The 12,607-nt window shown below is 56.0% G+C and carries 9 protein-coding genes and 1 pseudogene; 2 read left to right on the top strand and 8 right to left on the bottom strand.

All coding sequences use genetic code 11. From position 1 onward, the window contains the following. Nucleotides 1-56 precede the first annotated feature (56 nt). The 8 genes from QJ48_RS19170 to QJ48_RS19135 form a co-directional block, all read right to left on the bottom strand. Complete coding sequence (locus QJ48_RS19170) at nt 57-1,751, bottom strand: iron ABC transporter permease (protein WP_082420582.1); 1,695 nt, start codon at nt 1,749-1,751, stop codon at nt 57-59. Beyond that, nucleotides 1,738-2,838: an ABC transporter ATP-binding protein gene (locus QJ48_RS19165; RefSeq protein ID WP_054975132.1), complete on the bottom strand. Its 1,101-nt coding sequence runs from the start codon at nt 2,836-2,838 to the stop codon at nt 1,738-1,740. The genes QJ48_RS19170 and QJ48_RS19165 overlap by 14 nt, the downstream gene beginning before the upstream one ends. An 85-nt stretch (nt 2,839-2,923) precedes the next feature. Continuing rightward, complete coding sequence (locus tag QJ48_RS19160; RefSeq protein ID WP_054975146.1) at nt 2,924-3,982, bottom strand: ABC transporter substrate-binding protein; 1,059 nt, start codon at nt 3,980-3,982, stop codon at nt 2,924-2,926. A 753-nt stretch (nt 3,983-4,735) separates the two neighbouring features. Continuing rightward, nucleotides 4,736-6,325, bottom strand: a complete 1,590-nt coding sequence (locus QJ48_RS19155; protein WP_054975131.1) for a response regulator transcription factor — start codon at nt 6,323-6,325, stop codon at nt 4,736-4,738. Beyond that, on the bottom strand, nt 6,318-8,135 hold the full coding sequence (locus QJ48_RS19150) for a sensor histidine kinase (protein WP_054975130.1): 1,818 nt from the start codon (nt 8,133-8,135) through the stop codon (nt 6,318-6,320). Before QJ48_RS19150 ends, QJ48_RS19155 begins: the two co-directional genes overlap by 8 nt. 203 nt (nt 8,136-8,338) lie before the next feature. Beyond that, on the bottom strand, nt 8,339-9,052 hold the full coding sequence (locus tag QJ48_RS19145; protein ID WP_054975129.1) for a DUF1963 domain-containing protein: 714 nt from the start codon (nt 9,050-9,052) through the stop codon (nt 8,339-8,341). Nucleotides 9,053-9,066: 14 nt separating this feature from the next. After that, the gene (locus QJ48_RS19140) at nt 9,067-9,498 is read right to left on the bottom strand and encodes an immunity 22 family protein (protein ID WP_054975128.1); all 432 of its coding nucleotides are present in this window, start codon (nt 9,496-9,498) and stop codon (nt 9,067-9,069) included. 25 nt (nt 9,499-9,523) lie between these two features. Next, a complete protein-coding gene (locus QJ48_RS19135; protein WP_054975127.1) occupies nt 9,524-9,994 on the bottom strand; it encodes a MarR family winged helix-turn-helix transcriptional regulator in 471 nt (156 codons plus the stop codon). Between the two features lie 193 nt (nt 9,995-10,187). On the opposite strand from QJ48_RS19135, the gene QJ48_RS19130 reads away from it, so the two are divergent. Together QJ48_RS19130 and motA are read left to right on the top strand one after the other, a co-directional pair. Next, nucleotides 10,188-11,567, top strand: a complete 1,380-nt coding sequence (locus QJ48_RS19130) for an MFS transporter (RefSeq protein WP_054975126.1) — start codon at nt 10,188-10,190, stop codon at nt 11,565-11,567. A gap of 220 nt (nt 11,568-11,787) precedes the next feature. Beyond that, a pseudogene (motA, locus tag QJ48_RS19125) lies at nt 11,788-12,580 on the top strand (flagellar motor stator protein MotA). The last annotated feature ends 27 nt before the right edge of the window (nt 12,581-12,607 follow it).

Raw genomic sequence — 12,607 nt, 5'->3', positions numbered from 1 at the left:
CGGCTTCTTACTCCATTGTATCACGAACAAGCCTTCGGAAATCATGCGTATGACCGTTACAGCTGGAGCCCTTTTTTGCTCAGCTTGCTGGCAATCAGCAGCGAGATTAGCGTACTGATGGATAGAATCGAAGCGAGCGCCGCGCCGGTGCCGTAATTCGCCGTGAACACTTCGCTGTAGATCGTGACCGAAATGGTCGCGGTCGCCCCGGTATACAGCACGACCGTCGAGCTCAGCTCGTTGATCGTCGTAATCCAGCTCAGAATCGCTCCGGACATGACGCCCGGCGCCATCATCCGTCCCGTCGTCTTGAAGAACGTCTTCATCGGCGGCACGCCGAGACTGATGGACGCTTCTTCCACGCTTTTGTCAAGCTGCGTCAGGATGGCGGTGCTGGAGCGGATCGTATACGGCAGCTTGCGGACTACATACGCGATCACCAGAATGACCCACGTCCCCGTCAAAATGACCGGCGGCTTGTTGAACGCGATAATCAAGCTGATCCCGAGCACCGTGCCCGGCATGACGTAAGGAATCATCAGGATACCGTCGAGCATCGCGGTGAGCTTCGATTTGCGGCGGACGAGCACGTAAGCGACCAGCATGCCCATCACGATCATAATGACGATGGAAATGAGCGAGAAGCTGTACGTATGGGCAATCGCCTTCGGCACCCGGTACAAAATTTCTTTATAGCTGTTCAAGCTGAAGCCGGGGTGAAACACGGGCCCCTTTGTTTTAATGAAGGACGTCACGATAACCGTCGCCTGCGGAATGATCGAAATGCAGGCCACAAGCAGCGCCCCGAAGGTCAGCAGCCACATCGGCAGCTTCTTCAGCGGCTGCACCTTCGGCGTGCGCATGCCGGTCATCGAATAATTTTTCCGCGATACGAAATACCGCTGTACGAACAAAATCGCGGTTGAGCAGAAGATCAGGATCACGCTGAGCGTGCTCGCCATCGCCGGATTGCCGCCCATTTCGCTGATGAACTGCTCGTACGCCAGAATCGGCAGCACCTTGAACCCTTGGCCCAGCAGCATCGGCGTGCCGAAGTCCGCGAACGAAGCCATGAACACCATCAGTGCCCCGGCCGACAGCGTCGGGAAAATGAGCGGAAGCGTCACGGTCATCAGCCGGTGGAACGCGCCGCGTCCCAAGCTTTCGGCGGCCTCCTCCAGCGAAGTGTCGATCGTCTTGAGCGCGCCGGACACATACAAGTAAATGTGCGGGTAAAATTGCAGCGTAAATACGAACACGATGCCCTTCCATCCGTACACCGACTGGAACGGAATCCCGATATCCTGGAGGAACCGGGTAATGAAGCCGTTGTTCCCGAGCATCAAGATCCACGAATAAGCGCCGATGAACGGCGGGGACAGCAGCGACATGATGACGAGAATTTGGATCAAACCCTTAAATTTGACGTTATACCGGGCCGTCACGTACGCAAGCGGAACCCCGACAAGAATCGCGAACACCGTCGCCAGTGCCGACACCTTCAAGCTATTCCATAGAGAGCCGTAGTAATATTTTAGCTTCAAGAAATTACCATAATTTTCTAGAGAGAAATCCCCTTTGTCGTTGAAAAAGCTGTTGTAAAACAACGAGACGAGCGGGTACAAAATAAAGGCAAGCAGGAATACGTACACAATCACTGTTACCCAAGTCCAGAAATCCCACTGCTTGGGCTGAAGCAGACGTTTGAACGGATTGGGCCGCAGCGCCCGGGCGGCATTAGTAGGCTGCACGGTACAGAACCTCCTTGCCCGATTCGTCGAATAAGGTCGCCTTGTCGAGCTGCAGATCGACGTATACGGTTTGATCCGCTTTTCTCATCCGGTGCGGCTCGATCGCATGCTCCTGAATTTCGATGACGGAGTCGTCGGAAAGCCGGACCGCATAGCTGACCTTCTCGCCAAGAAACGTCACGCTGTCGATCGTCCCCCGGACCAGCCGCTCTCCCGGCTCTTCGCCGCACAGCCGAATCCGTTCGGGACGAAGCGAGAACAATACTTTTCCCTCGTACGGTCGCGACAGCTTCTGGCTCCACTGCGTCTCCAACAGCCGCAGACTCGCCTCCTGCGCCGCCTCGTTATAGCCCGAGCAGTGGCCTTCAATAAAATTCGAGGTGCCGATAAAATTGGACACGAACCTGTTCGCGGGATACGAGTAGATGTCTTCGGGAGATGCGATCTGCTGAATGACGCCCTCACTCATGACGGCAATCCGGTCGGAGACAGCCAGCGCTTCTTCCTGATCGTGGGTCACGTAGATGGTCGTAATGTTCAGCTCCTTTTGCAGCCGCCGGATATCGGACCGCATCTTGACCCGGAGCTTGGCGTCCAGGTTGGACAGCGGCTCGTCCATGAGCAGCAGTCCCGGACGAATGACAATTGCGCGGGCAAGCGCGATCCGCTGCTGCTGTCCGCCGCTCATGTCCGAAGGGACGCGGTCGCGCAGATGCGCCAGCTGCACCATTTCAAGCGCTTCCATCGCACGCTGCTCCATTTCCTTTTTCGGGACGCTGCGCGCCTTGAGCCCGTAGCACACGTTCTCGAACACGGTCATGTGCGGGAAAATCGCGTAGTTTTGGAACACCATCCCGATGTTGCGCTGATGGGTCGGCACGTCGTTGATCAGCTTGTCTCCGAAGTAAATGCCGCCTTCCTCCTGGCGGTAAAAGCCGGCAATCGTGCGCAGCAGCGTCGTTTTGCCGCAGCCGCTCGGGCCGAGCAGGGTAAAAAACTCGCCTTCGTTTATCGTAAAATGAGCGTCGTTGACCGCTTTATGCGTGCCGAAATATTTGGTGACATGGTCAAATACGATCTTTTGCATGGATCGGGCCTCCGTTTCTTTGGAAAAAAAAGGGCGCCTCGTCGGACGATCGTCAAAGGCACCCGTGGAACCTGGGCGGACTGCGTTATTCCGCGCCGGTTATAATTTTGGAGAAGTGTTTGATATTGTCGTCCTTCTTGCTCGCGGCGAAGTCGAAGTCATAGTTGACCAGTTTGAGGTCCTTCGTCTGGATGATGCCTTGGATCGCCTCGGCGTCCTTGCGGACGGAACGGCGCTTGAATTCTTTTTGAATCAGGGACTGCACGTCTTTGCCGACGAGGAAATCGATGAACTGCTTGGCCTGCTCCATGTTCGGCGCGCCCTTGATGATCGCCGCGCCGTCCGGTACGGCGGACGTGCCTTCGGACGGATACACGATGCCTACCTTGGCTCCGCCTTCCACGTAGCGAAGCGCCGCTTCCTCCAGGGTGATGCCGATCGCGAACTCTTTGTCCGCCACGCCTTTATACACGAGGCCCGAGCCCGACAGCACTTTGCCGTCCAGGTTGTTCACGAACTTCTTGACGAAGTCCCAGCCCTTGTCTTCCTTGCCGAAAGCGGTCAGCATCGTCACGAGCTGCGTATACGACGAGCCGGATTTGGCCGGGTCGGCGTAAGCGATTTTGCCTTTCCACTTCGGATCGAGCAGATCGTTCCAGCTCTTCGGCTCCTCGCCCGCTTTCACGAGCTCCTTGTTGTACATGATGACCATCGGCAGCGCGGCGAAAGGTGTCCATACGCCGTTTTTGTCGACGTACTCCGGCAGCAGATTGTCGTTTTCTTTCGTTTTGTACGGTTCGAAAAACTTCTTGTACGCCTCCAGCGAGTCGGCGCCGCCGGCCCAGAACACGTCGCCCTGCGGGGAAACCGCTTCCGCCTGCACCCGCTTCAGCAGGTCGCCTGTGCCTCCGGAGATCAGCTGCACCTCGATGCCCGTGCGGTCCTGGAATTCCTTGATGATCGGGTTATTGACTTCGGCGGCGTTAGGCGAGTACAGCGTCAGCTTGCCCGCTTTTTTCGCTTCGTTTTTCGTTCCCGCATCTCCGGATGCGGTGTTTTGCGGTGCCGCCTGCTCCGTGCCGCAGCCGGCCAGCGTCGTAACCAAAAGCAGCGAGGCGAGAATGCCCGTAAACGCTTTTTTCATCTGTAGAACCCCTCCGTATTTTTGTTTGATGTGGATTGAAATCCGGGACAAAGGGACCTTGCTTTCGTAAAAAAGCGCTTTCGTCCGCTTCGCTTGATGTTTCCCGCCGGATTTCTTGTTCTTGTTATTAACTATAATCGCTAAAGTAAACGCTCTCAATGCGGTGAAATTTCTTCTTTGTTTAATTTTTTGCACTAATTTTCGTCGGCACTGCAGAAAAACCGCCCATGGGTATGGACGGTTTAATTTTATCGGCACAGATTTCGTGACCTTTTCCGGGAGAGGGAAGAAGCATTTTTAGCAAGGGTTACTCGGGGAAAATGGGCACAGTTCCTCTCTCGGAAGGGCAGCCGGAGCTCGCGAGAACACATAGAGGAACTGGGATGCGCTATGCCGTTCGATTTCGCCGATTTACAAGAAATAGAGGAACTCAAGATCCGTTATCGAGGCAAATTTGGATGAAATGAACATTTTTCGACAAGGATAAGTCACCTGCGTTCCGCTATGCTATGCTGTGTTGGATTCCGCTGGGGTGCACCTTGTTGCGCTGCCTATCTGTTGTTTTGTGCTGCGTTCCGCTGTTCCTCTGTACGTCGCTTCCCCTTTGTTCCGCTATGTTCCTTTTAGCTACTTTCTGTGCATCTGCCTCTGTATCTGCTTCTATCCCCCCTACCTCTGCTCCTCTCCCCGCCTCTGTTTCTCCCCTTCCAGTATGGCGGATAACGGCGAATTATGAGCAATCATTCTCAGACTTTAAATCGGAATGTTCGGGATCCCAAGCCGCTTGCGGAATTCCGTCGGCGTCTCCCCGGTATATTTGCGGAAAATTTGGCTGAAATAGCGCGAGTCCTGATAGCCGACCTGAAGCCCGACCTCGTATATTTTAAGCCGCGGGTTCGTGAGCAGCTCTTTCGCCCGGCGCATCCGCAAGCCGGTCAAATAATCGACGAAGCTCGTGCCGACCTGCTTTTTGAACAAGCGGCTAAAGTAGCTCTCGCTCATATTGCAGCGCTCCGCAATGCTCTGAAGCGTGATGTCTTCGGCGTAATGCCGCCCGATGTAGTCCTCGATCTCTTCGAATCCGCTTCTCGATTGCGGCTTCGTTTGTTCCTGATAACGCACGCTCCAGGAAAACAGCATCCCGTTCAACCGCTCCAGTCCGTCCTCCAGCCGGACCGTCCGGTCCAGAGAGGTCATCAGAAGGGCGGAATCCTGCACGATGAGCCGCAGCTCGTCCTCGTGAAGCAACATCGTATAGAGCGATACGATCCAGCCGAAGAACGCCTTTCTTGCCTCCAGCTCGTTCGTCGGGGACTGCTGCACGATCCATGTGAAGCAAGCCTGGCTTTTCGCCCGGATGGATGCTTCCGTTCCCCATTTGACCGCCTCGATCAGCTCCTCCAGCAAGCCGGGCAGCGCCGGCACCTCCGCCGCAAGCCGCTCCGTATCCTCGAACCAGGCGATCCGTTCCCCGCCCCAGAAGAACGACGTCACCAAGGCGTGCGTCGCTTGCTGGAATGCTGCCGGAATTTGATCCAGCCGGTTGTGCCACCCGCTGACCCCAAGCACCAGCTGCCGCTGCGTCGCTTGCGACGAGCTGAAACGGGCCAAGTCCAGCAGCCGGTGCAGCTCCCCGCGCTCCGTCTCCCGGTCCAGCAGTAGCGCATATTTGGCATCGTTCATGCGCACGAGCGGATACGGCGACAGGCCGGAGCTCCAAGCCGCGATGCTCCGGTAGAGCTCGCCCGGCGGCGCGGATTCTCCTGGAGACGGCTCGGCATAGAGCAGAGTGATGCGGAACGTGTCCAGTACCTCCCCTTGCTCCGCCGCATATTCCAGAAACAGCTCCTGCTCCATCGCTCCCGCATGGTCCAGCATCAAGTCGTACAGCATCTTCTCGACGATCAGCGGCTGGCCGAACGCCAGCTTGTGCTCCAGCCGCTCCCGCTCCGTCCGCCGCCGCCGCTCCTCGTCCAGCTTGGCCGCCATGCGTCCCATCAGCTGCGTCAGCTCGTCCGGATTCGTCGGCTTCAGCACGTAGTCCGCTGCTCCCAGCTTAATCGCCTGTTGGGCGTACGCGAATTCGTCAAAGCCGGTCAAAAATACGACCTTCATCCCCGGATACCGGGACGCAATTTCCTTGGCGAGCTGGATGCCGTCCATCTCCGGCATCCGGATATCCGTCAGCACGATATCCGGCATTTCCTCCTCCATTAGCCGGAGCGCCGTCTCGCCGTCGGACGCTTCGCCCATGATGCGGCAGCCGACGTCTTCCCAGTCAATCGTATGCTTAAGCCCTTCCCGAACGAGCCATTCGTCCTCCACGATGAGCACCTTATACATGCGTTTCCTCCCCCGGCGTCCGAATGATCGGAATCTCGATAATCGTTGTCGTCCCCTGCTGCGGCTGGCTGACAAGGCTCAAGACATAGCGGTCTCCGAAATAGAGTTGCAGCCGCTTTTTTACATTTTCCAAGCCGATCCCGGTCTTCCGCTCGTCGGCCGACACAAACTGCCCCGACGTGATGCGTTCGAGCTTCTTCTGCGGGATGCCGACGCCGTCGTCACGCACTTCGAAGCGGACCCGCTCCCCCAGCACCTTGCCGGTAATCCAGAGGTGCCCCGGTCCCCGCTTCATCTCGAGCCCGTGCGTGACCGCATTTTCGACAATCGGCTGCAGCATCAGCTTCAGCGTGTAGAGCCGCTCGACCTCCTCGTCCAGCTCGATATGCACCTCCAGCTTGTCCCCGTAGCGCATCTGCTGGATCGTAAGGAAATTGCGGATTTGCTGCATGTCCTCGCGTACGGGAATGAGCGCTTGCCCTTTGCGGATGCTGAACCGGAGCAGCTCGCCGAGCGAGACGACTGTCCGGCTGATGTGATCGAGCTTATGAATGCGGGCCATCCAGTTGATGGAATCGAGCGCATTGTACAGAAAATGCGGATTGAACTGCGCCTGAATCGCCCGAATCTCCGCTTCCTGGAGCATGAGCTGCTTTTTGTACACTTCGTCGATCAGCTGCTTGATGCGCTGCACCATCGCATTGAAGCTGCGGCCGAGCTGCCCGACCTCATCCTTGTACTTCGTCGGAAAGGCGACGTCCAGATTGCCCGTTTCCACCGTACGCATCAGCGATTTCAGCTTGCGCAGCGGATGGGTAATGTTCACGGACAGCAAGTAGGCAAGCACGCACGAAACGGCTGCGCCGACGGCGATGACAAGCAAAGTCAGATTGCGGATGCTGCTGCTCTCCCGCGTCAGCGCCGCTACCGGCAGCACGTTTACCAGCTTGAATCCGGTCACCTCCGACGTATCGTACACGACCATGACGGGCGGCGTTCCTTCGCCGGCCTGCTCGAAGAAGCCTTTGCCGCCTGCAAGCACCCGGTCCACAAAAGGCTCCTCAAGCTTCGTCCCGACCTTGTGCTTGGACGGCGTGCTGGAGATGATATAGCCGTTGCGGTCCAGCAGCAGCATCTGTCCGCCCGGCTGCAAATGTGCTTTTTTGTACTTGTCCGCGAGCGCATTTTCCATCATGTCCACGACCAAATAGCCCAGCGGCGCGTTCGTATCGATCCGCTTCAAGAGCCGGCCGCTGCTGAGCACAATGCCGAAGTCGTCCGTCTTTTTCATGCTGTAATGCGTATCCCAGACGACATTGCCGCCCGCAAGCCTCATTTTCCGGAAAAGCCCCCAGGAGGCATTGTAATCGTCATAGGCCCCGGGCAGCAGATCGCCGGTAAAATAACGGTCCCCGTTTTCCCCGAGCAAATAAATGGAAATGTCCCAGTTCTTGAATCCGAGAAACGTGTCCAGTACCTCGCCCACCCGCTGCTTGTCCCGGTGCTTCTCCGCGAGCGGCCGGTCCGCCGATTTGGACAGCACATCCTGAATGTCGCGGCTGCTGTAGATGTACATCGTGAGCTGCTCGATATCTTTTACAAAATAGTCCAGACTGTAATTCACCTGCGACAAGCTTTCTAGAATCGTCTGGCATACCTGCTGCTGTACGACCTGCGCCGATTTGTTATATGAAAACGTTCCCAATACAGCGAGCGGAATAATGGCAAGCGGCAATACTGCCAAAAGCAGCTTGGTTTGCAGGCTGGTTCCCAGCAGGTTGTTCTTAAGCTTGTGTATCCAGTTCGCCATGTCCCCCAAGCCCCCCGAACAATCGTTTGCTAGTAATTATGGCATAAGTTGAAACCGGTTACTAGCCCTAAGCCCTGCTGGAAAATGGAGGATGGAAGCGATACAGATATTCCCGCAAAAGCAAATAGCCTGTCCTATCCATCTTTCCATGGCATAGGATCAGGCTATTTTTTGTTTCTGTCAATCCCGCACGCCCCGGCTCCTCAATAACAGTCCCAAGTCATGCGCCATTCGTTCGTTCGCGGGTCCCGGAAAAAGTAGGCACAGCCGGAGTCGTGTCCCCACATGAGGTTGCCTTTTTCCGTCGAATCGATCTGCAGCACGAACTCGAACGACTCGCCAATCGACATGCCGGGCTGGATAAAGCAAGGGTGGCCTCCGATTTTAAAGCCGCCATGCAGCTCGATCAGATCATGGTAGTCCTCAATCTTGCCTTCGTCTTCCAGCTGCAGGATCAAATCCGAGATGTCCTCCGGAATGTCTCCCCCATCCCATACGGGATAGTCTTCCACCGGCTCACCCGGCCGCATCGGAAACGGCTTCAAATGCGAGCTCGTCTTCATCTGCTCTAACGGCGCCAGTTCTTCCAACGATGCGTATGTGCGGATCAGCCAGTTCGTCCCGTTCAGGTCTTCATGCTGCGGATGCTTCGGCCCGAAAAAGATCGTGAGAAACGCGACATCCTTGAGCGCCTCGGGAATGTAATCGAGCGCGGACAAGTTCACTTGGCCCAAAGCCCACATCGGCGTTCCGTCCGCATTCGTCGGCCACCTTTCGTCGCGCGCGGCGACCGTCACCTTGCCGAACCAAGGGGCAAGCGGGTCCTCCGGCGGACGAAAGCCGCCGATCTCGAATATGACAGCCGGCCGTTTCAGGCGGCTCTTAATTTTTTCGATCGACTCCACGGTTTCGTTCATCTTCTAATCCCCCGCTACCTCTCTTCCGTTTCGTAAACGATTTTCGCGATGAGCGGGACAGGCTGCTGCCCGGCCCCAGAGCCGCTCTCGCCCAATGAAAACAAAGCTTCGTTAACGGACCCGTACCGCGAATCGTTGCCATAGAGCACGATCACAGAAGGGTAGGTCGCCATGCTCTCCCCGAGCGAATCCGGGACCTGCGGCGCAAACCGCTCCGGATCAGAGGCATAATCCTGCTTCAAATATTGCACAAACGCCTCGCGGCTCTCCGCGTCCGGCAGCGGATGAATTTCCATAAAATCTTCCTCGATCCAGGATAACCCGGCGCTTCTCATGAATTCAGACGGGACAGCATCCCCATCCTCCGTATATCCAGACTCGACGAAGGCGGCAAGCTCCTCTTCCGAGCGACAATTCGCGCCCCAAATGGCCACGACATGCTTCATCCGATGTTCTCCCTCCCGTTGCCCTTTACCCGTCCTTGCGGGAACGCCCGCTCTCCAAGCGACGGTTGTAATCGCTTAAGTATTGGCTTAAACGATGGATCCGCTCGCTAAAATGGTCCAGCTCCTCCTGAGGCACTTGCGCAAAAATAATATCCGCATGCTCGGAAAATTGCTGCCTCCAGCGAAGCAAATGCTCCTTCCCCTGCTCCGTCAACCGGACGTTCATGATGCGCCGGTCCTCTTCGGAGCGTACCCGTTCCACCCATTGCTTTTCCTCCAACTTGTCAATAAGATTGGAGGCTGCGCCGATGGTGATGCCCAGAACCTCGGCAATATCGTTGATTTTCATCGATTTCTTATGTTCCAGCTTAAAGATCAGCGCCACGGCGGACGGAGGAACCTCCACCACCGAGCTGAGCAGACACAGCGTCTGGTTCAGCTTGCGATTCATATCCAGAAGGCTGTGCCACAACGTATTCATTGAATTCGAAGGCATAAGCGACCCACCTTAAAATCGTTCTCTTCCTTCCATACTACACTATACCTGAGGCAAAAGAAAAATTTAACAAAGACCCCGTTGACAACATCCGGGCCTGTGATATATATTTTAGCACAAATACTATTTCTAGAATAGTATTATTAGAAAAGTATTCAGTTCCATTTATTCATAAGGAGGCTGCCCATTTGTTATGAAGCCTGAAGCCGCAAACCCGTCGTTTCGGGAATCGTTTATTATCCCCCTATGGGGTCTCACCGTCCTGCTGGTCGTCATGAATACGACCATGTTCAACGTCGCGCTGCCGACCGTTGCCCATGATTTGGGGCTGACCGCGACAGCCGCTTCGTGGATCGTCACCGGCTACTCGATCCTGTTCGCCATTTCTTCCATCACGTACAGCCGCTTGACCGACTTCGTCCCGATCCGGACGCTGCTGATGATCGGCCTGGTGCTGCTCGGCATCGCCTCCGTCATCGGCCTGCTGGCGCACAATTTCTACGCCGTGCTGGCCGCCCGCCTGCTCCAGGCGATCGGAGCGGCTTCCGCGCCCGGTCTCGGGATCGTTCTCGTTACCCGGTATATCCCCCTTGAGCGCAGGGGCAAATCGATGTCCGTCATTATTTCCGCGGCGTCGTTCGGCTTCGGTCTCGGCCCGATTGTCGGGGGCGCGATGACGCAGTATTTCAGCTGGAACTCGCTCTTCGTCGTGACGGCCTTGGTGCTGCTGACGATCCCAGTGTTTTACCGCAATCTGCCCGAGCAGCCGTATACCCGTATTCAATTTGACGGATGGGGCGCCCTCTTCATCGGTGTCGGCGTCACCGGTCTGCTGCTCTTTCTGACGCTGCATTCTTGGTGGGCTCTGGTGCTGGGACTGCTGTCGCTGGCCGCCTTTTGGTTCCGAATTCACCGGGTCGACCAGCCTTTCCTGCAGCCTTCGCTGCTGCGCAACCGGCCATATATGAATCTGACGGTGATGGGATTTGTGGCTTACGTGCTTCATTTTGCCACGTTGTTTCTCATGCCTCTCGTGATCATCCGCCTGTACGGGCAGAGCTCCGCCGTCACCGGATTCCTGATTTTCCCCGGGGCGATTCTGACCGCGCTGCTCTCTCCCCGGATCGGGCGCTTGATCGACCGTCTGGGCAACACCCCGGTCATCTTGGCCGGACATGCGACCCTGCTTGCCGCCACTTTCGTTTTTGCGCTGCTCTCCACGCAGTACTTGTACGCCATCACCGCAGCGTACATGCTGATGAGCGTGTCGGTGTCCGCCATCGGATCGAGCGTATCGAACGAAATGTCGCGCATACTGGCGGAGCACGAAATCGGCGGCGGGATGGGCATGGCGCAGCTGACGCAATTTTTCGGCGGCGCGCTCGGCGTGGCGCTCACCGGCGCTTCGCTCGTCTGGCAGGCGTCCGCTCCGCTGCAAGCCGCTTACCGGAACATCTTCTGGGTCATGGTAGCGGTCGCTGCCGCTTCCCTGCTTGTCTCCCTAAGCTACGTCCGCGCAAGCCGCAAAACGGCCCCGCTGCCCGCTGTCGAAGAAGCCGCGAACGCCGGATGAAGCCGTATCCCCATCATAAATGTTTATTCAAAGCCCGGATTTCCTCAGCACAGGAAACGGGCTTTTTTCATTTCAACTAAAGCACCGGCATCTCTAAAAAAAATTTAAAAACCGCCAAGTCTTTTCGGCAGGATTTGTGTCGTTTTATGTCGAACTAGTGAACTGCTCATCTAATTGGCATATCATGCCTGAATAAACAGAAGCGGAAGGTGTTCCTCGCGTGGAAAAATCAACTATCATCGGCATTATTCTCGCAATCATTGCAGTAGGGGTGGGCATGGTTTTAAAAGGGGCAAGCCTTGCCGCACTGGTCAATCCAGCGGCCATCCTCATCATTTTCGTCGGGACGGCGGCATCGCTCTTTATCGGGTTTTCGATGGAAGAGCTTAAATTGTTTCCGAAATTAATGAAAATTGTGTTCACCGAGCAAAAGACGATCTCGAAAATGGAACTGATCGACATGTTCACGGACTGGGTAGCGATTACCCGCCGCGAAGGCTTGCTGGCTATGGAAAGCAAGGTGGAGGAAATCCCGGATCCGTTCTTGCGCAACGGAATGCGGATGATCATCGACGGAAACGATCAGGAATTCGTTCACGACGTATTAATGGAAGATATACATACGATGCAGGAGCGGCATCGGACGGGCGCGCAAATTTTTACGCAAGCCGGTACCTACGCGCCGACCCTCGGCGTTCTCGGGGCGGTTGTCGGTTTGATCGCGGCACTCAGCAACTTGAGCGAAATCGAGGCGCTCGGCCATTTGATCTCCGCCGCCTTCGTCGCTACGCTGCTTGGTATTTTTTCGGGATACGTGTTATGGGCACCCCATCGCGAATAAGCTGAAGCCAAAGTCGAAGAAAGAAGTGGAGTTGCGTCTGACGATGGTGGAAGGACTGCTTTCCATTCAGACCGGTATTTCCGCAACCGCCGTCCAACAGAAGCATATGGTCTTCATTCCGACGTCCCAGCGGGAAAAAAATAACGACAATGCGGTGAAAGCGGATGAGTAAAAAACGACAAGAGCATCACGAAGAACA

It is taken from the genome of Paenibacillus sp. A3 (assembly GCF_001399685.1).
Taxonomy (GTDB): Bacteria; Bacillota; Bacilli; order Paenibacillales; family NBRC-103111; genus Paenibacillus_G.
Note: the sequence above shows the minus strand (reverse complement) of the source record. Positions and strands in the feature narration are given on the sequence as shown.

Bases quoted from the DNA above. Each gene is read 5' to 3' on its own strand.
- QJ48_RS19150 (WP_054975130.1), bottom strand. From the start codon at position 8,135: ATGGCGAACTGGATACACAAGCTTAAGAACAACCTGCTGGGAACCAGC.
- QJ48_RS19160 (WP_054975146.1), bottom strand. From the start codon at position 3,982: ATGAAAAAAGCGTTTACGGGCATTCTCGCCTCGCTGCTTTTGGTTACG.
- QJ48_RS19165 (WP_054975132.1), bottom strand. From the start codon at position 2,838: ATGCAAAAGATCGTATTTGACCATGTCACCAAATATTTCGGCACGCAT.
- QJ48_RS19135 (WP_054975127.1), bottom strand. From the start codon at position 9,994: ATGCCTTCGAATTCAATGAATACGTTGTGGCACAGCCTTCTGGATATG.
- QJ48_RS19140 (WP_054975128.1), bottom strand. From the start codon at position 9,498: ATGAAGCATGTCGTGGCCATTTGGGGCGCGAATTGTCGCTCGGAAGAG.
- QJ48_RS19155 (WP_054975131.1), bottom strand. From the start codon at position 6,325: ATGTATAAGGTGCTCATCGTGGAGGACGAATGGCTCGTTCGGGAAGGG.
- QJ48_RS19130 (WP_054975126.1), top strand. From the start codon at position 10,188: ATGAAGCCTGAAGCCGCAAACCCGTCGTTTCGGGAATCGTTTATTATC.
- QJ48_RS19145 (WP_054975129.1), bottom strand. From the start codon at position 9,052: ATGAACGAAACCGTGGAGTCGATCGAAAAAATTAAGAGCCGCCTGAAA.